A 21343-nucleotide genomic window follows, 5' to 3' on the forward strand; every position below is an offset into this window, starting at 1 on the left:
CGTCCTGCTTTCAGGGTTCAGCCGCGATTGTGGAAATGGCTGAGGAAGGCGCGGGTCGCCTCCTCCTTCGGGCTGTCGATGACCTCGCGCGCCGGCCCTTCCTCGACGATCACGCCGTCACGCATGAAGACGAGGCGGTCGGCGACCTCGCGGGCGAAGCCGATCTCATGGGTGACGATGATCATGGTCATGCCCTCGGCCGCGAGAGCCCGCATGACACCGAGAACCTCGCCGACAAGTTCGGGGTCGAGCGCCGAGGTCGCCTCGTCGAAGAGCATCACCGAAGGCTCCATCGCCAGCGCGCGAGCGATCGCGACGCGCTGCTTCTGGCCGCCGGAGAGCTTGTTCGGGAAGACGTCGACCTTGTCGCTGAGCCCGACCTTGTCGAGCAGCCGGCGGGCGAGCGCATCGGCCTCCGCCTTCGGCATGTTCTTCACCGAGAGCGGCCCCTCCATGACGTTCTGGAGCACGGTCATGTGCGGAAACAGGTTGAAATGCTGGAACACCATGCCGGTGTTGGAGCGGAAGCGCGCCTGCTCGCGCACGCCCGGCAGCTTGGCGCCGCCATCGAAGGCGAAGGCATCGTCGCCGATGCGGATGCGCCCGCCTTCGGGGATGACGAGCAGGTTGAGGCAACGCAGCAAGGTGGACTTGCCGGAGCCGGAGGGCCCGATCAGCGCGATGACCGCGCCGGCCTCCACCTTGAGGTTGATGTCACGCAGGACGACGAGATCGCCGAACTGTTTGCGCAGGCCCGAGATTTCGATCTTGCTGGTGGTCATCTCTGCCTCAATTGCTCTGCGACAGGCGCTTTTCGGCGCGCTTGACGATCACGGTCGCCGGCAGCAGGACGACGAAATAGATCGCGGCGATCACGCTGTAGACCTCGAGGGCGCGATAGGTCTCCATCGCGACGATCTGGCCCTGATAGAGCAGGTCCGGCACCGCCAGCACCGAGACCAGCGAGGTGTTCTTGAACTGGATGATCGACTGATTCATCAGCGGCGGGATCATCCGCTTGATCGCCTGCGGCAGGACGATGCGGCGCATCACCTTGCCGGGCGTCATGCCGAGCGCGAGCCCCGCCTCGCTCTGCCCGGCCTCGATCGAGACGATGCCGCCCCGGATGACCTCGGCATAGAAAGAGCCGCCATAGAGCGAGAGCGTCACGACGGCCGCGGTCAGCGCGTCGATCTTGATGCCCGTCAGCATCGGCAGTGCGTAATAGAACCAGAGCAGCAGCACGAGCAGCGGCGTCAGCCGGAACATCTCGATATAGAGCCAGGACAGCCAGCGCAGCGTCGGCGAACGCGACAATTGCGCGAGACCGGCGACGAGCCCGACCACGAGGCCGAGAATGACGACTGCGATGGTCAGGCCGATGGTGACCGCGGTTCCGGTCAGGAACAGATCGCGATAGCCCCAGACGGCATCGAAACGCCACGTATACATGATTTTCCTCTCGCAAGCCTGCCCGGCGACCAGGCCGCAGGAACCGGTGGAACCGGAAAAGGGTCCCCGGCGCTAGGCCGGAGACCCTGTCCCACACTCAGAAGGTGACGCCCGGCGGAATGTCGTCCAGCGTCAGGTCGACCTGGGCGAGACTGTTGACCACCGCTTCGCGGATCAGGCCGAGGCCGCGCGAATAGGTGATCCAGGCCGAGGCGAAATCGCGCCAGGTCTTGTCGGTCTCGCGGCGCACGATGGCGTTCGAGGTCGAGCCGAACATCGGCTGCGGCACCACGACCTTGCCGAGTCCGGGATCACGCTTCACGGCGCGCACGCCACCCATCCAAAAGATGCTCTGGGCGTCGACGCGACCGCTGCGGAGCGCGAGGGTCGCCTCCTCCAGCGACTTGAAGCGGACGATCTGCGCCTTCGGGCAAAGCCGGGCGGCGACATGGTCGTGCGCCGAGCCGACATCGACCGAGATCTTGATCTTGGGGTCGTTGAGATCGGCCCACATCTTCGGCTCGAAGCCGGGCCGGGCGATGACGACGAGCGCGCTGTCATAAACCGTGGAGGTGTAGTCGACCACCAGAGCGCGCTTCGGCGTCAGGTTCATGCCGAACATGATGTCGATCTTGTCGGCCTGGATATCGAGGACGGCATTGCCCCAGGTCGTCTCGACGATCTCCAGCTGCACATCCATGTCGGCGGCGAGCGCCGTGCCGATGTCGATGAACTGCCCACCCCATTTGCCGGTCGCCCGGTCCTTGAAGGTCCATGGCTGGCCGGCGGCGACGGCGCCCATCCGGAGCTTCTTAGAGCTGAGGATGCGCTCGAAAGTGTTGGTGGTGGCAGCCTGCGCGCTGGCTTCCTTCGAAGCCAGGGTCAGCGCCGTTGCGGCAACGGCGCCGGCACCGAGCAGCCCGGCGAGATCCCTGCGTGTCGTCATGTCGTCTCTCCCGATTGGAATAGTGCTCCAAGGTCGTTGGAGCGCGATCCCGCCTGTGTCGGCGGGTAGGCCGTCCCGCGCTCCGGCAGGAGCGCTGGCGGATTTGCTTGCGGCACCCTCACCCGGCCTTCGCCGGAAGGAGGACGCCGGGATTCATCAGATTGTGCGGGTCGAACAGTGCCTTGACCTTGCCCATCAGCTCGTAGCGCAGCGGATCTGCAAGGCGTTCGAGCTCCTCGGTCAGCTTGCGTCCGACGCCGTGCTCGGCGCTGAACGTGCCCCGGAAGCGCGCGGCCACATCATGCACCGCCTGCTCGACCTCGAGCGCGAAGGCCTCGGTATCGCCGAGCGTCGCCCAGAAGGCGCGCTGGAACATCAGGATGTAGTGCACATTGCCGTCGCCGAGATGGCAGACGACCTGCGTCACGGCCTGCGGATAGCGCTCGGCGGCGACCAGGTCGGCGGCCGCGATGAAGCCCGCGACATCGCTGGTGCGGACGGCGACGTCATGGACGACGCCGATGCCTTCCTTCTTGTTGGCCTCGGAGACCGAATGCCGGACATGCCAGAACTCGTCGGCCTGCTGCTGCGAGGTCGCGACGACCGCGTCCAGCACAGTGCCGTCTTCCAGGCAGGTGCCGAGCACGTCTTCGAGAACGGCGCCGAGGCCGGTCGAAGCATCCTCGCTGCCGAGTTCGATCAGCACCGACCAGGCGGGAATGGCGTCGAAGGGGATGCGGATGCGCTCGACATGGCGAACCACCAGCTCGAACTGGGAGGCGGAAACCAGCTCGAAAGCCTGGATCGCGCTGCCGGCCCGATCCTGCATGGCGGCGAGCAGGGCGACCGCGGCAGAGGGGTTGGCGACCGAGACCCAGGCATGGGCGGTGTTCGGGGTCTGCGGGTGCAGCCGCAGCGCCGCGCCGGTGATGATGCCGAGCGTGCCCTCCGCGCCGATGAAGAGATGGCGCAGCATGTAGCCGGTATTATCCTTGCGCAGCGCCGCGAGATCGTCGAGCACGCGGCCATCGGCGAGGACGACCTCGAGCCCGGCGACGAGATCGCGCATCGGCCCGAAGCGGACGACGCCGGTGCCGCCGGCATTGGTCGAGATCAGCCCGCCGATCTGGGCGCTGCCCTCACTGCCGAGATGGAGCGGGAACTGGCGGCCCGCTTCGGCCGCAGCGGCATGCAGGTCGCCGAGCACGACGCCGGCATCGACGGTCGCGACATTGCCGGCGCGATCGATGGCGCGGATCTTGTTCATCCGGCGCAGCGACAGGACGATGCCCGGCCTGTCCGCGTGGCCGCTCTCCGGTACCGCGCCGAAGCAGAGCCCGGTATTGCCGCCGACCGGGAAGACCGGCTGGCCTTCCTCGGCGCAAAGCCGCATCACGGCTGCGACCTCGACCGTAGAGGCCGGGGCGACGACGCAGAGCGCCCTGCCCTTGCGCCTCTCGCGCCAATCGGTCAGCCAGGGGGCCATCTCGCCGGGATCGGCGATGAGCCCCTTGTCGCCAACGATATCGCGCAGCCGATCGAGCACGATGCGGTTCCCTTCGTTCAGGCGAGGCTGACCGATTTCGCCTGTTTGGCGGCGGTCTCGAGCTTGGCGATCGTCTCGGCGCTCGGCCCCTGAAGCGGCAGGCGGACACCGCCAACCGGCATGCCGGCCAGCGCCATGTAGCGCTTCAGCGGGCCGGGATTGGTCTCGACATAGATCGAATCGATGACCGGATCGATCTTGTCCTGGAGCTTCAGCGCCTCGTTCAGCTTGCCCTGCTTGGCGAGCTCGAAGATCTCGATCCAGATCTTCGGATAGATCGTCGCCGAGGCCAGCACGCCGCCGCGGGCGCCGAGCGCGACATGGGTCGCGAACAGGGGCTCCTCACCGCTGAGAATCGCGATCTTGTCGCCGGCGTATTTCACCGTGCGGATATAGTCCGGCATGTCATAGGACGAGTACTTCATGCCGATGATCGAGCCGTCCTCCGCCATCGCCTGGACCGTGTCGGCGAAGGCGGAGACGGTGGTGCGGCGCGGGATCTGGTAGAGCATGACCGGCAGGTCGAGCGAATCCCGGTAACGCCGGAAATAGGCGCGCATGCCGTCCTGGGTGCCCGGCGCATAATAGGGAGTGACCGTCATCACCGCGGCCGCGCCCACGGCCGCGAAGTCGCGGCCGGCTTCCAGCGCATCCTCGAAGCCGGTCGAAAGCACGCCCGGGATCACCGGCTTGCCGTCGGCAGCCTCGACGCAGGTCGCGACGATGGTGCGGCGCTCGTCGCGCGAGAAGGCGGGATATTCGCCGGTGCCGCCGATCGGCACGATGCCGGCCGCGCCAGCATCGAGCTGGAAGCGCACCAGCTTCTTCAGGGCCTTGACGTCGACAGACCCATCCTCGGCGAGCGGAGTGACGATGGCCGTATAGAGGCCGTTCAACTGGTCTTTCGTAAGCGTCATCAAGCGTTTCCCTTGTCTAGCCGCCAACCGGATTCAAGCCGGAGCGTGCCCGCAGACGGAGCATCCCGCTTCGGTTTGCCGGCTCGTCAGCCGAGCCAACGCTCGTCCACCATTCGACCAGTGTCAACACTAAGATAGAAAAATCCACTATCCGACATTTTGTGGAGCATCATGGATCAAGCGCTTTCCATGCCCTATGCTGCCAGCTATGACAGTCCGGGCGAGAGGCGTTGCGCCTCGCGGCCGCGCCAAGGAGATCAGGATGCCGGAAATCTCGTCGCTCGACCGGGACGACACGGCCCGCGGCGCAAGCCGCCCCGCCGATCACGATTCCGAAGATGCGCGGGGCCATCTCGACATTGGCGCGCGCCTGCTGAAGGTGCGCAAGCGTCGGCAACTGACCCTGCAGGATGCGAGCCGGCTGACCGGCGTCTCGGCTTCGGCCTTCTCTAAGATCGAGCGCAACGAACTTTCGCCAACCATCTCGACGATGCAGCGCATCGCCCAAGGGCTCGGCATCGAGCTGGTCTCCCTGCTCAACGATCAGGACAACGATCCTGGCGCCTTCCGGGGCCGGCGCAGCGTGACGCGGGCCGGCGCCGGAAGCCGCCATGCGACGGTGACCTGCAACAACATGCTGCTGTGCGCCGACCTCAAGAACAAGCGCGCCACGCCGATCCTGACCACGGTGACGGCACGCTCGCCGGACGATTACCCGGCCTGGGCCAAGTCGGAGGCCGAGATTTTCGTGATGGTCCTGGAAGGGACGCTGATCGTGCACAGCGCGCTCTACGAGCCGCTCGAACTCAACAAGGGCGACTCGGTCTATTACGACGCGAGCACCGAGCACACCTGGACCTCCTCGGGCCCGACCGACGCCGTCGTGCTCTGGGTGCTGGTCGATCTCTGAGCCTGGCACTCCGCCGCTGGCGGATTGTCGAAAACATCCGAGGTTCAGCCTGCACCATCATGTCCGACGAAGCACGGCGGAAAGCCGGAAACCATCGCAGACTTCCGGCTCTTGATGATGGGTTGTGCGGCTGGGCGAGTGTGCCGCCTGCCCGCAGAAGCGACCTGACCGAGGCAGAACCACTTCTGAAAATCTCTTTTACCTCAAAGACCTGAAGCGAATTTCTGCAACCTGGATTCGGGCTGTCGCCAACGCCGCTCGTCCCGGACGAGCGGCGCAGACCCACAGGCTCCGGCGCTTGCTGCTCAGACCGCCCGGCTGAATTGGCGCGGCGACTGGTCGAGATGCGCGTCGAAAGCCGCGGCGACCTTGCGGACGAACAGGCGTGCATCCTCGGGCAGAAGCACCCGACTGCCGTCGAAACGGATCAGCCCGTCCCGCGACAGGTCCTCGAGCTTGGCGAGCGACGGAGCCAGGACCCCGCGGTCGACGGGATGCTGGTCGCAGACCGCATCGATGTCGACGGCGAGATCGCACATCACCCGCTCGATCAGCGCGGCGCGCAACCGATCCTCCGCGGTCAGCCGATAGCCCTTGCCCGTCGGCAACGCGCCATCGGCGACGCGCTCGGCATAGCGCCCGATCACCACCTCGTTCTGAACGAAGCCCTGCGGCAGGCGCCCGATCGCCGAAGCGCCGAAGCCGATCAGAGCGTCGCAGCGATCCGTGGTGTAGCCCTGGAAATTGCGATGCAGCCGCCCCTGCGCAAGAGCCTGCGCCATCGCATCGGTCGGCCGGGCGAAATGGTCGAGCCCGATTCGGACATAGCCGGCGGCGACGAGCTGCTGCGCCATCGCCTCGGCCTGCTCGTGCCGCGCCCGCCCGTCAGGCAGATCCTCGACAGCGATCCGGCGCTGATGCTTCTTGAACTCCGGGACATGGGCGTAGCCGAAGATCGAGAACCGGTCCGGCCGCATGGCGAGGCATTGTTCCACGGTGTCGCGGCAGGACTGGAGCGTCTGCTTCGGCAGCCCGTAGATCAGGTCGAAACTGACCTCCTCGATGCCGGCACGACGCAGGCCAGAGACGACATTCGCGGTCTGCTCGACGCTCTGGATGCGGTTGATCGCCTTCTGCACCGCCGGATCGAAGCTCTGCACCCCGAGGCTGGCGCGATTGACGCCCGCCGCGGCGAGTGCCGCGGTCATGCCGGGCCCGAGCCGGCGCGGATCGATCTCGACGGCGATCTCCGCCTGCGGGTGAACGGCAAAATGCTGCCGCAGCAGCGCGACGAGCCCGACAAACTCCTCCGGCTCGATGATCGTCGGGGTGCCGCCGCCGAAATGGATATGGCGCACGTCGAGCGGAGCGGAACGCTGCGCCGCGACCAGAGCGATCTCGCTGCGCAGCACGGCGAGATAGTCGACGATCGGACCGTCGCGGAGCGCGACCGTGGTGTGGCAGCCGCAATACCAGCACATCGAGCGGCAGAAGGGGACGTGCAGATAGAGCGAGGTCGTCGTTCCCGCCGGCAGCGCCTTCAGCCAGCCGGCATAGGTTGCGGCGTCGATCCCGGCGCTGAAATGCGGCGCGGTCGGATAGCTCGTATAGCGCGGAAGCCGCTCATCCGCATAGTGCGCGCCCTGCATCGAAAAGCTCCGGAACCTCGTCTGTTTGATCGCTCTTACCCCGCGCCGCGGCACCCTTCTTTGATCGAGTGCAAATGCAATGAAGCCCCCAGTGCCGGCGCGGAAGCGGGCCGGGCGATCGCATCCGGATTTGAGCCAGAACAATGTTCCGCACCGTCAGCTGGTGGATGCTGGGCTCCAAGAGGAGGAAACCATGCATCTTTCCGAACTCGCCCAGCGCTGGCGGCAGCGCCATTCCAGCTTGCGCGAACTCGATGGGCTCGGCAGCGACGGTTTGCGCGAGCTCGCCGGCGACGTCGCCCTGCAGCAGGCCGATCTCTATAATCTCGTTTCGCGCAGCCCGGCAGATGGCGCCTTGCTGCCGCGCCTTCTCGCCAGCATCGGGCTCGACGCCGATCGGGTAAGTCGGCAGCAGCCGGCGGTCATGCGCGACATGGCGCGTGTCTGCGCCGGCTGTGACAGCGCGCGCCGCTGCCGCCGCGAGCTCGACCGCGAGGAAGCGGAGCTCAGCTACAAGACCTATTGCCCGAACGCCGAGACCATCGGCGCGCTGCGCCGCTAGATCGCCGCGTCCGTTCGGACGCGGTCACGGTGATCTATCTCAGTGTTGTCGCATCGGAATTTTCCGGAAAGTGAGATCCACTTTTCGCGCGGATCCGATGCTGTCACGAAGAGCTCGGTCGCTGATCCTCCGGTGGGAGGATACGTGGCGACCAGCTCGGCCGAAATGGACTGCTCATCGCGGCCCGCCGGCCTGACCGGGCCGAGAGGGCAGAGCAAGACTCCGCCCGCCCCGACGTGCAGCCGCCCCTCAATGCCCACCGAACACGAGCAGCTGGATCGGCAGGACCAGCGCCTGGATGCGCAGAAGCAGCGCGTGCACGAGGCCGACCGCGTCGACGCCGTGGAGGATGATCTTGCGCCCGGTCGAGAGCTTCCCTGAGGCGATCAGCTCGTGATTGCTCGAATAGGCATTGGCGATGCAGGTGCTGCCGGGGGTGACGCCGTCGAGACCGTCAGGATAGAGCGGCTCCAGGAAGGCCAGAAGCGTTCCCGGCTTCGCAACCTGCTGCACGTCTAGCAGGGTCTCGCCGCTGCGGAACTGGCCGGCAGCAATGAAGTCCTGCACATTGGTGACGACCATCGGGATGATCACCCAGGGCTTGGAGAGACAGGTGGCTTCCGCGACCATGCCAGGCTTCATGACCTGCGCCTCGAGCTGCGAAAAGCCGGCCTGAAGCGCGGTCCTGCCTGCCTCCTGCGGGATCAGCACGCCCGCCGGCCGCAACAGCGGATTGACGACATCGCCGACGCGCAAGGTGAACTGCTCGACGCGCCCGGTGACCCCGGCGCGCACCACTGTCCGGCCGAGATCGGCCTGCGCCTGCACCAGCGCCGCCTCGGCGCTCGCCCTCTCGGCGGGCAGCAGGGTCGTGATCCGGGTTTCGGCGCTGGCTTTCGAAGCGACGGCCGCGGAAACCGCGGCCTCGCGCCCTGCGACGAGGTTTTCCAGCCGCTCGATCTCACGCCGCGCGACGATGTCATCATTGCGCCGACGCAGTTCCTGCTTCGTCTCGAGCTCGTCGAGCGCCTGCTTATGGGCACTGCGCGCCTCGAGGATTTTGCTTTCATCGGTGAGAAGCTCGGTCTTGGCCACGACGATCGCGGCCTCGACCTCGGCGACCTTGGTCCGCGCAGTCTGGACCGCCGCTTCCTGGCGGCTGCTGTCGAGCCGGAAGATCGGATCACCCTTTGTGACATTGCCGCTGATGCCGATATTGACCTCGGCGACGCGGCCATTGATCTCCGGCACGATCGGAACGGTGCGGAACATCACAGAAGCGTTGGTCGTCGACGGATGATTGTAGAAGATCACCGTGATCAAGGCGACAGTCAGCATGAGGCAGGAGGTGATGCCCCAGCGCAGCTCGAACCAGACCGAGTAGAAGGTGATCTCCTTGCCGAGGCGCTTGCCCTGCGCGAAGCGCCTGTAGAGGTAGTCCGGCACGATGGTGAGGAGCGAGCAGACCAGGAGTTCAAGCATGGCCCGGCTCCTTCCGGACCACGGCGTCGCTCGCGCCTGCGGTGTCGCCGTCGCCGGGCGGCGACGCGTCGTCGCCCCCCACTTCGGACGTCGGTGACTTCACCCCGGCGATGCGCTCAAGCGCATGGGCCATTCGGCCGAACTGGCCCGAGAAATCGGGAATGTCGATCAGCGCCAGGAGCAGCCCCGCCACCCAGAACAGATGGACATGGGTGAACAGGGCGAGCAGGCCGAGCACGGCCACGATCTCGAACTGCAATTTCTGCGACTTGTGCGCCATCCGCTCGGGCAGTGTGTGAAGACGCAGGAAGATGAGGCCGACGCCGAGAACCGACAAAAGGAGGATGACGCCGGTGACGACCAGCAGCGTGTCGGTCTCCCCCGGCGCGGTGATGAAGCCCGGCAGATAATGCGGTGCCAAGGGATGAAGGCCAGCGGCCATCGGAACACTCCGGTTCAAGAGCACGCCGTAATCAGCCTGCCGCACGAGCTAATCGGATCACAGTTTCTGCATCAACAGTTTAGAGCAGTTGGCTGCGATCATCCTTTCGAAAGGTGTGGGGACGCCTAGGCTATCCAGTTGCGTGCAAACTCGGCCTCCTCATAGCCATGCGCCTTCTGCCGCTTGGGTAGCTTGATCTTCTCACGCGGCAGCGCTTCATAGGGAACCGAGCTGAGTATGTGCGAGATGATCGCAAGTCTCGCCTTGCGCTTGTCGTCGGAATGAACCGCATACCAAGGCGCCCAGGCCGTATCGCTCGCGCGAAACATTTCGTCCCTCGCCCGTGAGTATTCGTACCAGCGCGAATAGGACTTCAGATCCATCGGAGAGAGCTTCCAGATCTTCCTGGGGTCGTTGATGCGCTCCTCCATGCGGCGCGTCTGCTCCTCCTGGCCGACCTCGAGCCAGTATTTCAGCAGGATCGCGCCGGAATCGACGATGGCCTTCTCGACGCCCGGCACGACCTGGAGGAAGCTCTTGGCCTGCTCTTCCGTGCAGAACCCCATGACCCGCTCGACGCCGGCCCGATTATACCAGCTGCGGTCGAAGATCACGATCTCGCCGGCAGCGGGCAGATGCGGCAAATAGCGCTGGACATACATCTGCGAGCGCTCGCGCTCGGTCGGCGGCGGCAGGGCGACGACACGGAAGACACGCGGGCTGACCCGCTCGGTGATTGCCTTGATGACGCCGCCCTTGCCGGCGCCATCGCGCCCTTCGAAGACGATGCAGACCTTGCCGCCGGCATGTTTCGCCCATTCCTGGAGCTTGACCAGCTCGCCATGCAGCTCGCGCAGTTCGCGCTCATACTGCTCGCGCTTCATGGGCTTGTTCGAATCTGCCTTCATCGTCGTGCTCCGGCCGCTAGGACCAGCTCAGGAAGAACGCGACATCGCCCGGCAGGCCCCCAGGCCAGTCGACGATCATGGCGCGCAGCTTGTACTTCGCCGGCTGAAGATGCTGCTTCCAGAACTCATAGGCCTGACGCGGTCGTCCGGTCAGCGTGGTCGGCCAATCCGCCTCGGCATTGTTGATCGCCCGGCCGCGATCGCTGCAAAGCGCGCTCGGGAAGCGCATGACGAGGACCTCCTTCTCGCCGCGTTCGGCGGCGGCGCGGGTCTTGTTCGCCAGGCTGTGCTTGATCTCGGCAATCTTCTCCGGCGTGACGGCGATCTCTTCCTGCAAGGTCGCGACGAGTTTCTTGCGGGCCTCCTCGGCCCTGTCCATGGCACCCAGCAGCTTCGAGGCCTTGGCCATTTCGAGCTCCGCCATATAGGATCGGAGATCATCGGCGGACATGAAGCTCTCATCGGCGAGCTTGCTGGCCTGAATGGGGCTGGCGGTCGACATCGCAGGCTCTTCCTTCGCTGGTTGCGGCCGCCGCGGGCGTTCCGCCCGCGGCGCTGCGCGACGGGTTCAGATCTTCTGGACGTGGATGGCCTCGGCGAAGATGAGGTCGACCATGTCGCCGCGCCGAAGCCGCTTCAGATCGTTCGCAATCTCGGGATCGACCACTTTGTGGGTCCGCGGCCCCGCCGGGCCGACATAGCTGACGATGCCGGTCGCGGGATCATAGCGCTCGAACTTCGCGGTCAGGGTGAGCGAACGCTCGACGAACCGGTCGGGCAGATTCTGGAAGCGCGGCTGGCTGACCTCTTCCATGTAGACGATCTCCGGCCGCGCGCCCCTCTTCGCGCGCCGGGCGCCAAGCAGCGCCCCTTCGACGCGCCGGATCTGCAGCCGGTCGCCCGGACGCAGGGCATTCAGATCGCCGAAGATCTCGGGCACCATCAGCCGCCAGGCATAGTCGCCCTGGCGGATGGCGACGATCCGGGTCGCCGGGTTGACGGTGACGACATCGACATCGAGCCGCTCGACCTCGACCGCCCCGACGCCGGCAACGACCACGGTTTCACTGGTCACCGTGGGATAGGTCGCGCAGCCCGCGGCGCCGAGCGCCAGAGAGAATGCGAGAATCCAGCTTGCATGCTTCGACATCGGAACTCTCCACCCAGAAGGTCAACGCCCTGCTCTATTCACCAGACCTGCGGAACCGCCGCGGCTGGCGTTCGTGAATTGCCTGCCTGAGCTCCGCTTCGAGCCCATCGATCAGATGCCTGTACTCATCGCACCGCGCGGCGGCCCCGGGCATCTCCGAAGCTTCCCAGCGACGCAGCGCCGTCTCCGCCTCGGCGAGGTCTCCACAGATATTGCGGAAGCTCTCGCTGCCGCGCACCAGCTCCTCGATCACAGTCTTGTGTTTCGGCAGACGCCGGATGGCAGCCAGAACGCCCGTATCCATAGGATCGAGCCCCCCGCGAAAGGCCACAATTATGTGGCCGCAGAGACGGGTTGGGAGTAAATAACGAGAGGTTACGCAGAGACTGCCGCCTTGCCTTGCCTTTTCTGATCGGATTTCCGGCTCGGGGGAGCCTATTCCGTGGAGCAGCAACGGTCCTGGAATTGCGATGACGACACCGCCGCGCCGCCGGGGCCGAACCCGCCGGAGCAGGAAATCCGCGCGCAGCTCGACCGAATCCTCGCCAGCACCGAATTCAATGTCCCGGCGCGCGTGCGCCAGTTCCTGATCTATGTGGTCAACGAGACGCTCGCCGGACGGGCGGACCGGATCAAGGCCTATACGGTGGCCGTCGAGGTCTTCGGTCGGGACGCCAATTTCGACATCCAGAACGATCCCGTGGTGCGCATCGAAGCCGGCCGCCTGCGGCGTGCGCTGGAGCGCTATTACCTGCTGGCCGGAAGCTCGGCTCCGGTCCTGATCGAAATCCCCAAGGGGGCCTATGTTCCCCGCTTCCACTGGCAGCCGGAGCATGAGGATGACGGGCCGCCCGGCTCGCAGCCTGCGTTCCTAAGCCGGCATGGCAGCGCCGCCGCCCCGGCATGGCGCGGGCGGTACCGGCTCGCTGGCTCGCTGCTCGCGCTGGGCACGCTCGCCGCCGTTGCTCTCGTCTGGGCTGTGGACTGGCCGCAATCCGCAGGCACCGCTGCAGCCCTGCCCACTCCGCCGGGTCCGTCCCTGACGCTCAAGCCCTTCGCCAACCTCTCCGGCCAGCCGGAAGTGAACTACTACGCCGCCGGCCTCACCGATGAACTGCTGGCACAGCTCGTCCGCTTCAAGGAGCTGACCGTGCTGGCGCGCGACGTTTCGGGAGATGCGCCGCCGGGCGACATGGCGGGCAAGGCTCCGCGCCTCGCCGGCAGCCGCTACCTGCTGGAGGGCGGCATCCGCCTTTCCGATGGCAAGCTGCGGGTATCGGCGCGCGTGCGGGACGGCGAGAGTGCGGCCATCCTGTGGGCGGGAATCTATGATGCCGACCCGCGCGAAAAGACGATCGTCGACATCGAAACGACGATCGCCGCGACGGTCGCGACCGCCATCGCCCAGCCCTACGGGGTGATCTTCGCCAATCCGCCCCGCCCCCGACCGGACAAGCGCGGCCCGGACCTGCTGCCGCAGGAATGCTCCTACCGCTTCTACCATTACCGCACCGTGCTCGCCCCGATCGAACACGCGCAGGCGCGCGAATGCCTCGAGCAGGTCACGGCGCGCTATCCCGAGCATGCGACCAGCTGGGCGATGCTGGCCTATCTCTATCTCGACGAGGAAAGGTACAAGCTGAACCGCAGCCCGGGCTCGCCGCCGCCCATGGCGCGGGCGCGCGCCAGCGCCGAGCGCGCGGTCCGGCTCGCTCCGGAGAATGTCCGGGGCCTGCAGGCACTGATGACGGTGCTCTTCTTCAGCGGAGAGGCCAGCGAGGCACTGCGTATCGGCCTGCAAGCGCGCGCGCTCAACCCCAACGACACCGAACTGCTCGGCGAGTTCGGCGCCTGGGTCGCCCAATCCGGGAACTGGGCGCGCGGCGCCGGCATGATCGAGGAGGCGATGGCCAAGAATCCCGGCCAATCAAGCTATTATACCGGGCAGCTTGCCCTCGCCTCCTATATGCAAGGCGAGGATACGCGTGCCGTCGCCCTGATCAAACGGGCCAATCTTCAGAATTTCTCGATCTATCACTTCGTCGCGGCACTGATCTTCGCCCGTCACGGCATGTCTCACGAGGCGTCTCAGGCCCGTGCCGAGTTTCTGAAGCAGCGTCCTGGGTTTTTCGCCGATTTCGACGGCGAGCTCGACCGGCGCAACTTCAACGCGAGAGATCGCGCAATCCTGATCCGGGGCGCGCTTCAGGCCGGTTTTCCGGTGCGGACGCAGCTCTCCGCCTGGGATGAACGGTCCTCCAGCGCGGCGCCTGCCGCGGAGCCGAGCCAGGGCTCGGCCCAACGTAGCCAACCGTAACCTACTTCCCGAGACGGCATTTGCGACCTGCACTGCATTGCGAAGTGGAGTGCAGCGGCTGGCGGCGATGCGGCAGAAGCCGGTTTCGCCTCGGCGTTCGGGTTCCCCCGCGCCCGCGCCCGACTGCAGCCACTCTACCGCCGGAGGTCCGATGCTCGCACCGATCCATCGTCAGGCGCCGCTCGCCGCGCTGCTGGCCATAGCGCTGAACGGAGGCACGGCCGCGGAAGCTGTCGCGCAGATGCCGACCGGCGCGTTCCAGGGCGCATGGATCGAACAGGGCGAGGTCTGTGCGAGCGCCTTCGCCCTGAAGGGAGGCGCGATCGTCTTCCGGCGTCCGGCGAGCGTCTTCGCCCCGGCCTTCATCGTCGCCGGCCGGCGACTGTCGACACCGCTCGCCTCCTGCCGGATCGTCAGCGTCAGCCCGAAAGGGGAGCGCCAGATCCTGAATCTGAGCTGCACGACGAGCATCTCGGTCGGTGCAGCCCATGCCATCGTCGCGCCGGCCGAAGGCGGAATGCTGACGCGCTATTTCAGCGCCGACGGCGGAAGTGGAACCAACTACCAGCGCTGCGGCCTGGACGCGCTGAAGCCGCCCTGAGGCCGGGCGCAGTCCGAAGGTGACCGGCGGAACGGCGGTCCGCCGACCAGGAGATCGGAGGAAGCCATGTCAGCTCTCGTGCACATTGTGGACGGTGATTCATCCTCCCAGGCAGGGATAGACGACCTGCTGCGGGCCTGCGGCTACCGGACCAAGGCTTATGGCAGCGCCGACGAGATCCTCGGCCAGATTGCGGACGACGCGAGCGCGGGCTGCATCGTCCTCGACGTTCAGGTGCCTGACACCGTCGTGCCCGATCTGTTCGACAGGCTGAGCAAGGCCGGTTCGTGCCTCCCGGTCATCTGCCTCGCAGGGGAAAGTGACGTCCGCACCGGCGTCAAGGCGATCAAGGCCGGCGCCGAGGATTTCTTCACCAAGCCGGTGGCGTCGGAGGAACTGATCGTCGCGATCGATCGCGCCATCGCGCGGCACCGCCTCGCCAGCGAGCAGGAATGCTGGAGCCGCGCCGCGAGGCAAAGATTGCGGCTCCTCACCCCGCGCGAACGCGAGGTCTTCGACCTCGTCATCCGGGGCAAGCTGAACAAGCAGGTCGCCTTCGCCCTCGGAACGACCGAGCGGACGGTGAAGGCGCATCGCCGCAAGGTGATGGAGAAGCTGCAGACCCGCTCGCTCGTCGAGCTCGTATCCTGCGCCGAGCGCCTCGGCCTCCTGCGCAATGACGATCCTTAGCCCGGCCGGCATCTTCACCATCAGACGGGGTCGAGCATCGTGTCGCCCGCCCACCACATGCCCGCCGGGTTGAAGGCGCCGCGCGCCGCGGCGTTCGCCGGCATCCTGTTCTCCATCCTCTTGCTTTCGGCGATCCTCTTGGTGCTGCAGACGCTGCGGCTGCATCCGCGCGACCCCGGCGACTGGCTCGGCGCCCAGGCCTGGAAGGTCGAGCTCGCGCTCCACCTGATCCCTTTTGCCGGCATCGCCTTTCTCTGGTTCATGGGCGTGCTGCGCGACAGGCTGGGCACGCAGGAACATCCGTTGTTCGCGACGGTCTTCCTCGGCAGCGGCCTGCTCTTCGTCGGCATGCTGTTCACGGCGGCAGCGGCCATCGGCGCGATCCTCACCGCACATGCGGCGCTGCCGCGCGAACTCGCCGGCTCGGCGACCTTCATCCTGGCGCGGTCCTTTTCCTATTTCCTGGTCAGCGTCTACGGGCTCAAGGTCGCCGGCGTATTCCTGATGACCGCCTCGACCATCCTGCTGCGCACCGAGATCACCGCACGCTGGACCGCCCTCTGCGGCTATGCCGCGGCCGCCTTCCTCTTGCTCGGCAGCCATGTCGTCGACGGCGCCTTCCTGGTCTTCCCGCTCTGGGTGCTGATCATCAGCGGTGACATCCTGGTCCGTGAATACCGCCGCAAGGACGCCGCGCTAGACTGATCCGGAGAGCCCGTCGTCCGCCGGTCCCTGGCTACCGATCCTGGCCGACGCCGGCTGTCCGGCAGAGCCGGGCTCGCGGCCGGCGAGCGCACTGACCGCGTCCTCGACATCGTCGAAGATCGTCGTCGCCTCCGGCCCTTCGAAGAAGCCCGCCCGATGCAGGATCTCCCAGGGCTCCCGGTGGAGTTCAGCGAAAACCAATGTCAGGCCGAGCCCCGACAGATCCGTCCGCAGCTTCTGCAGCATGGCCACCCCGGTCGTATCGATCTGCGCGACGGCGCTGGCATCGACGAGGAACCATTTGGTGCCCGGCGGCACCGATTGCGCCGCGCTCTCGAAACGGCCGCGCAGGAAATCGGTATTGAAGAACAGGATGCTGCCCTGCACCAGAAAGATCACCATGCCCGGCACCGGCGCCGCGCGCTCGCTGCGATGGAGCTTGTAGAAGCCCGGCCTGCCGGCGATCCGTCCGAGCAGCGCGACGCGCGGTCGCATCTCCTTGAGCAGGACATGCAGCAAGGTGCCGGCGATCGCGATGACGACACCGCTGAGCACGCCGAGGCTGATCGCGCCCCACATGCTGATCAGGGCGAAGGCGAACTCGGTTCGGCTGACGCGCCAGATCTCGCGGAAACCGCCGAGATCGATCAGGCTGAGCGCGGCGAAGGCGAGGATCGCGCCCAGCGCCGGATTGGGCAGCAGGCGCAACGTATCGTTGAGATAAAGCAGCAGCGCCGTCAGTGCCAAGGCCGCGACGAGCCCGGCGATCTGCGAGCGCCCGCCCGCGGAAATGTTGATCGCCGTGCGCGAGTCCGAGACGGTGATCGGAAAGCCGCTGAAAAGGCCCGAGAAAATATTGCCGAAGCCGAGCCCCGTCAGCTCCCGGTCGGCATCGACGTCGAACTTGTCGCGTGCGGCGAAGCTGCGTGCTGCAACGAGGCCGGAGCTGACGCTGACGAGCCAGACCGCAGCGGCTCCCTGGAGCAGCTCTCTCATCGGCAAATGCGAGACGTCCGGAAGCTTCAGCGAGGGCATCGAGCTCGGCAGGCTGCCGATCACCTTCATGCCGTGCCCCTCGAGATCGAACAGGGCCGAGGCGACGGCGGCAAGCGCGACGACAACCAGAGGTCCGGGGATCGGCGAGCGCAGCCGCGCCAGCAGTACGAGCAGCCCGAACATCGCGGCGCCGAAGCCGAGGGAGGGCCAGTGGATCTGACCGACTTTGCGGGCGATCTCGAGCAGCGGCTGGACGAGCCCGTCGCTCTCGATGCGGACGCCGGTCAGCCGGCCGATCTGCCCGATCAGGATCGAGATCGAGATGCCGCTGATGAAGCCGATCAGGATCGGGCGCGAGAGGAAGGACGCGACGACACCGAGGCTGAGCCTGCCCGCCAGGATGCAGAGCAGGCCGACCAGCAAGGCCAGAGCCGCGGCGGCAGCGACACGATCGGCCGGATTGTCGAGCGGCATGGTCGCCAGCGCCGCGGCCAGCACCGTCATCGTCGCGGCATCCGGGCCGACCATCAGCTTGCGGGATGGCCCGAACAGCGCGTAGCCGACCAGGGGCACGATGCTGGCGTAGAGCCCGACCTCGGCCGGCAGGCCCGCGATCGCGGGATAGGCGATGGCGCTGGGGATGGCGACGGCCGCGACCGCGAGCCCCGCGGTGACGTCGAAGCGCAAATACTCCAGCCGGTAACCCACCAGGCTCGCAGGAAACAGATCGCGGACTCTCATCGGCACGGTCCCGCGCATCGTCCGGAAAGCTCTTCCGGAGGCGCGTATCGAGCCGAAAGGCAGGAAATACGGGCTCGAAGCATCCGAAAGGCCACCACTTCTGCTACTGGCCGGGCGAGACCTTCTCCCAGCCTTCGTCGGGGTTGAAACGACCCATCCGGGCGGCGACCCGCCCGGTCCGGGGGCCGAGGTCCTTCTGGTAGACCGTGCCGGCGTGGTTGAGCATGAAGCTCATCACTCCGGACCTGCCATACTCCGCCGGATAGGCCAAGATGGCGAAGCCGCCGATCATCCGCCCGCCTGCGACATAATCGATCTGGCCGCCGGGTGCCGCCGCCCCCTGCCGGGTCAGCACCTTGAAGTAATAGCCGTGATAGGGCCGGCGTTCCTCGCCGGCCCGGTAGCCCTCGGCGGCTGCCTCGGCCGCGAGTTCACCCAGCGGGCTCGGCTCCTCGCCGGCAGCGCTCGGCCAGTACAGCCCATCACGGGTGCCGGGCCGACTGACGATTCGTCGCGCGTAGACGCCCGGTCCCTTTCCCGTCCGATCCTTGGCGGCATAGTCCTGCTGCGCGTCGAAGAACGCCAGGATCGCCTGCATGGCGGCGAGTTCGTTGCGCCCAATCCGGCGGGCTGTGATCTCCCGGCTCCCAGCCTCGGAATCGAATGTCCAGCGCTCGCCGGCACGCACGATCGGGATCGGGAAGGGAAACTCGTCCTGCCCCACCAGCAAAGTAGCGGTGCCGTCCTTTTCTCTCAGCGCATGGCGGTTGTCGTAGGCAACGACGAAGCGCTCGCGATCGGCCGCATCGGCGACCCGATCGCCGGAGGAGAGGATCGAGCCGACCCGTGGCCCGAGAATGCTGCGCAAGCGCGCGCTGTCGCCACCGCGTGCCGCCTCGACCAGGGCGGCAGCGGCCTCGTCCGCCGTCTTGAAGGGCTGCTGGGCCCAGGCGGTCGTTGCCGGCGAGAGGGCGATGGTCGCCCCCGCCATGAGCAGGAGAACGAGCCGATGGGGCGCTGGCCATGGCCTTGTCATTGAACCAATCCCGGAGGTTGAACGAACCGGCGCCGCATATCCCTGGTCAATCCACGCCGCCGACGCTGACGAAAGAGGGGCTGGCGGAGGCTCGCCACTGGGCGAAGCTCCGGAACGGGACGCCGAGCCGACGATAATCGACCCGCAGATAGCCGTCGGCACCACGGCTCACCGCCCAGGGCGCGACGCGCAGGACCTCCTGGGCGATCACGCCGACGTGGCGCTTTTCCGAGCCGCCATAGGCGAAACTGTAGAGCCCGAGGCCGTTGTCGAGGTGCCCGAGCAGCACGACGTCGTGCTTGAGCCGAATGTCGGATCGACGGCCGCCACCGCGGCCACCGCCCATGCCGCCGCGGCTCACCCCGCCGCCCCTGTTCATGGCGGCGCCCCGGTTCATGCCACCCCCGCGGTTCACGGCAGCGCCGCGCCCCATGCCGGGACCGCCGGCATGCATGGCCCGCGGCCCGCCACCGCCTCGGGCATGCGCCAGGCTCGCCTGCCCGCGCTGCGACTGCAGATTCGCCGCCCGGCCCTGCTGGACATTGCCGAAGGCGCTGTCGCGTCCCGGCCCGGCACGCCCTGCGCCCGCCTGGGGACGTCGGGGCTGCGTCGCGGCGCGCGCGCCCTGCCCCCGGCCATCGCCGCCCGGACGCGCCTCGCGGCCGGGGCCGTCGGCGCGGTTGCCGGCGCCGGCCCGGTCGCCCGGACCGCGGTCCGGCCGGTTGGCGACATTGGCGCGGTCTCCAGCGCGCTGCTCCGGGCGCGCACCGCCACCGAGATCGCCACGCTCGCCACGCGGTTGCAGAACCTGGTCGCCGCTGCGGCCGCGAAAATCCATCCGGCCTTCGCTGCCGGCGCGAAGATTATTGCCGGAAAACTTCTGCTGGACGGCGTTGTTGCGATACTGGACGCCGTGACGGTGCTGGGGATTGTGCTCCCAATGCGTCACGCGGTTCCTGTCGATATTGATGTTGTTGTTGCCCCAGTTGACGTTGCCGCCCCAGTAGCCGCCAGTGCTCCAGCGCCCGAGCGCATAGGCGGTTCCGAAGGCGAGCCCGGTCGCGAGCAGGCCGGTGGCGACATAGCCCGGCGCCGGGAAATAATAGGGCGGATAATCAGGATAGGGCCAGGAGCCATAGGCCACGCCCGGATCGTAATAGGGCACGTAGAGCGTGTCGGGCTGGGTCGGCTCGATCTGGATAACCTGCTTGCCGCTCTCCTGCGTGACGGTGACCGTCTGCTCGGAACCGGATGAGAGCTTCTTGGCGTCATAGGCGCGCGCCCGCATCCTCTGGATGCCGTCCATGATGTCCGGCTGCTGCGCCAGGACCGCATCGCCAAGCTTCTGCGTCCAGTCGAGGTTCTTGCTCATCATCTCGAGCACGGAGGGCGTCGCGACCAGCGCCTTGACGCTGGCATCCCAGGACTGCTGCTCGGCGGCGGCCTTGAGCTTGTCGCCTTCGAGCTTCTTGTTGGCGGCGAGCCAGCGATCGGCCTGGACGATCTCGAGCGGATAGGTCGAGGCCATCAGCACCTGCGCCAGCAATGTGTCGGGATAGAGCGCGATTGGCGCGACGAGCGCCTCGAGCTGGGCGCTGCTCAGCAGTTGCGCGGCCTGGACGGCCGGCGTCGCGGCGGGGGGCGGCGCAATCGGGGCCGGCGGCGCCTGGGCGGGTTGCTGGGCGAGCGGCTGGGAGGCCAGGCCACAAGCGAGGAAACAGGCCAAGGCGAACCGCATATCCATGAGCTTCTCCCTGGCGACCCGTCTGCGGGATGGCAGGTGCCCGGCACCGGGACCGATCAGACAGCCGTGCTAGTACTTCCTGACAGTCGTCCGGGGCTGCCTGCCCTGCTCGGCCTCGCGTAGCGCGCGGAAGGCCTCGACATTGTCGCGGGCCTCTCGCATCGCCTCATTCATGCGCCCGTCCTGCATCATCGCATCGCTTTCCTCCCGCGCGTCCATGACGCATCCGGCGATCTTGTTGCAGGCCTGGGCCGGCCGGCTGTCACCGGTCAGCCAGACCGCGCCGGCAAGGAGGAGAAAGGCTGCGCTGGTAACGATCCTGCTGATCATGGCGTGAACTCCGAAGCGATTGCACCATAGTCGCGCTGCGCACCGGCCGGACGAGCCGGGCGGAACACCGTGCTCGCAAGCGGGCTTCGATCGTTTCAGGTCTCCGGCGGCAGTCCGATACTAGCGAATTCGGCAGCGCAATAACCTGTCCCTAAGGACAATACGCCGAACGCACCGGTTGTGTTGAGCTTGCCGGCATCGAGTATTGGACGGTGCGGC

The 21343-nt window shown here is 66.8% G+C and carries 22 protein-coding genes; 6 read left to right on the plus strand and 16 right to left on the minus strand.

Features of this window, described 5'->3' with window-relative positions; genetic code table 11:
* Positions 1-17 precede the first annotated feature (17 nt).
* The 5 genes from ACWGRX_RS03610 to dapA form a co-directional block, all read right to left on the minus strand.
* On the minus strand, positions 18-782 hold the full coding sequence (locus tag ACWGRX_RS03610; protein ID WP_291637795.1) for an amino acid ABC transporter ATP-binding protein: 765 nt from the start codon (positions 780-782) through the stop codon (positions 18-20).
* A gap of 7 nt (positions 783-789) precedes the next feature.
* Positions 790-1452: an amino acid ABC transporter permease gene (locus ACWGRX_RS03615; RefSeq protein ID WP_291637797.1), complete on the minus strand. Its 663-nt coding sequence runs from the start codon at positions 1450-1452 to the stop codon at positions 790-792.
* Positions 1453-1549: 97 nt separating this feature from the next.
* On the minus strand, positions 1550-2398 hold the full coding sequence (locus ACWGRX_RS03620; RefSeq protein ID WP_452116432.1) for a transporter substrate-binding domain-containing protein: 849 nt from the start codon (positions 2396-2398) through the stop codon (positions 1550-1552).
* 118 nt (positions 2399-2516) lie between these two features.
* Positions 2517-3944, minus strand: coding sequence for an FAD-binding oxidoreductase (locus ACWGRX_RS03625; protein WP_452116433.1), 1428 nt, complete (start codon positions 3942-3944; stop codon positions 2517-2519).
* 17 nt (positions 3945-3961) lie between these two features.
* On the minus strand, positions 3962-4861 hold the full coding sequence (dapA, locus tag ACWGRX_RS03630) for a 4-hydroxy-tetrahydrodipicolinate synthase (RefSeq protein ID WP_452116434.1): 900 nt from the start codon (positions 4859-4861) through the stop codon (positions 3962-3964).
* Positions 4862-5123: 262 nt separating this feature from the next.
* Between dapA and ACWGRX_RS03635 the strand changes: the two genes are divergently transcribed.
* Positions 5124-5771, plus strand: coding sequence for a helix-turn-helix domain-containing protein (locus ACWGRX_RS03635; protein ID WP_452116435.1), 648 nt, complete (start codon positions 5124-5126; stop codon positions 5769-5771).
* A gap of 305 nt (positions 5772-6076) precedes the next feature.
* Here ACWGRX_RS03635 and hemN read toward each other — a convergent pair whose 3' ends face one another.
* The gene (gene hemN, locus ACWGRX_RS03640) at positions 6077-7420 is read right to left on the minus strand and encodes an oxygen-independent coproporphyrinogen III oxidase (protein WP_452116436.1); all 1344 of its coding nucleotides are present in this window, start codon (positions 7418-7420) and stop codon (positions 6077-6079) included.
* Between the two features lie 193 nt (positions 7421-7613).
* Here hemN and ACWGRX_RS03645 point away from each other — a divergent pair, with 193 nt between their 5' ends.
* On the plus strand, positions 7614-7982 hold the full coding sequence (locus ACWGRX_RS03645) for a DUF6455 family protein (protein WP_452116437.1): 369 nt from the start codon (positions 7614-7616) through the stop codon (positions 7980-7982).
* Between the two features lie 249 nt (positions 7983-8231).
* On the opposite strand, the gene ACWGRX_RS03650 is transcribed toward ACWGRX_RS03645, so the two are convergent.
* From ACWGRX_RS03650 to ACWGRX_RS03675, 6 genes are all read right to left on the minus strand, one after another.
* Positions 8232-9464: an HlyD family secretion protein gene (locus ACWGRX_RS03650; RefSeq protein WP_452116438.1), complete on the minus strand. Its 1233-nt coding sequence runs from the start codon at positions 9462-9464 to the stop codon at positions 8232-8234.
* Positions 9457-9906: a hypothetical protein gene (locus ACWGRX_RS03655; RefSeq protein WP_452116439.1), complete on the minus strand. Its 450-nt coding sequence runs from the start codon at positions 9904-9906 to the stop codon at positions 9457-9459. The genes ACWGRX_RS03650 and ACWGRX_RS03655 overlap by 8 nt, the downstream gene beginning before the upstream one ends.
* Positions 9907-10031: 125 nt before the next feature.
* A complete protein-coding gene (gene ppk2, locus ACWGRX_RS03660; RefSeq protein WP_452116440.1) occupies positions 10032-10814 on the minus strand; it encodes a polyphosphate kinase 2 in 783 nt (260 codons plus the stop codon).
* A 16-nt stretch (positions 10815-10830) separates the two neighbouring features.
* Positions 10831-11316: a hypothetical protein gene (locus tag ACWGRX_RS03665; protein ID WP_452116441.1), complete on the minus strand. Its 486-nt coding sequence runs from the start codon at positions 11314-11316 to the stop codon at positions 10831-10833.
* A 66-nt stretch (positions 11317-11382) separates the two neighbouring features.
* Positions 11383-11964 (minus strand): hypothetical protein, encoded by a 582-nt coding sequence (locus ACWGRX_RS03670; RefSeq protein WP_452116442.1) that lies wholly within the window; start codon positions 11962-11964, stop codon positions 11383-11385.
* Positions 11965-11998: 34 nt separating this feature from the next.
* Positions 11999-12268, minus strand: coding sequence for a hypothetical protein (locus ACWGRX_RS03675; protein ID WP_452116443.1), 270 nt, complete (start codon positions 12266-12268; stop codon positions 11999-12001).
* A 138-nt stretch (positions 12269-12406) separates the two neighbouring features.
* Here ACWGRX_RS03675 and ACWGRX_RS03680 point away from each other — a divergent pair, with 138 nt between their 5' ends.
* The 4 genes from ACWGRX_RS03680 to ACWGRX_RS03695 all read left to right on the plus strand — a co-directional run bounded on the left by ACWGRX_RS03680 (position 12407) and on the right by ACWGRX_RS03695 (position 16277).
* Positions 12407-14281: an adenylate cyclase gene (locus tag ACWGRX_RS03680; protein WP_452116444.1), complete on the plus strand. Its 1875-nt coding sequence runs from the start codon at positions 12407-12409 to the stop codon at positions 14279-14281.
* A gap of 151 nt (positions 14282-14432) precedes the next feature.
* Complete coding sequence (locus ACWGRX_RS03685; protein ID WP_452116445.1) at positions 14433-14882, plus strand: hypothetical protein; 450 nt, start codon at positions 14433-14435, stop codon at positions 14880-14882.
* A 66-nt stretch (positions 14883-14948) separates the two neighbouring features.
* Complete coding sequence (locus ACWGRX_RS03690; protein ID WP_452116446.1) at positions 14949-15572, plus strand: response regulator transcription factor; 624 nt, start codon at positions 14949-14951, stop codon at positions 15570-15572.
* A 39-nt stretch (positions 15573-15611) separates the two neighbouring features.
* Positions 15612-16277: a hypothetical protein gene (locus tag ACWGRX_RS03695; protein ID WP_452116447.1), complete on the plus strand. Its 666-nt coding sequence runs from the start codon at positions 15612-15614 to the stop codon at positions 16275-16277.
* Here the strand turns inward: ACWGRX_RS03695 and ACWGRX_RS03700 are convergent.
* The 4 genes from ACWGRX_RS03700 to ACWGRX_RS03715 form a co-directional block, all read right to left on the minus strand.
* The gene (locus tag ACWGRX_RS03700) at positions 16269-18014 is read right to left on the minus strand and encodes a SulP family inorganic anion transporter (RefSeq protein ID WP_452116448.1); all 1746 of its coding nucleotides are present in this window, start codon (positions 18012-18014) and stop codon (positions 16269-16271) included. The genes ACWGRX_RS03695 and ACWGRX_RS03700 overlap by 9 nt on opposite strands.
* Positions 18015-18117: 103 nt before the next feature.
* Positions 18118-19050: a DUF2950 domain-containing protein gene (locus tag ACWGRX_RS03705; protein ID WP_452116449.1), complete on the minus strand. Its 933-nt coding sequence runs from the start codon at positions 19048-19050 to the stop codon at positions 18118-18120.
* Between the two features lie 46 nt (positions 19051-19096).
* On the minus strand, positions 19097-20794 hold the full coding sequence (locus tag ACWGRX_RS03710; protein WP_452116450.1) for a DUF3300 domain-containing protein: 1698 nt from the start codon (positions 20792-20794) through the stop codon (positions 19097-19099).
* Positions 20795-20863: 69 nt separating this feature from the next.
* Positions 20864-21124 carry a hypothetical protein gene (locus ACWGRX_RS03715; RefSeq protein WP_291640375.1) on the minus strand — a complete coding sequence of 87 codons (261 nt, stop codon included), beginning with the start codon at positions 21122-21124 and terminating at the stop codon, positions 20864-20866.
* Between the last annotated feature and the right edge of the window lie 219 nt (positions 21125-21343).

It is taken from the genome of Allobosea sp. NPDC055594, assembly GCF_053618995.1.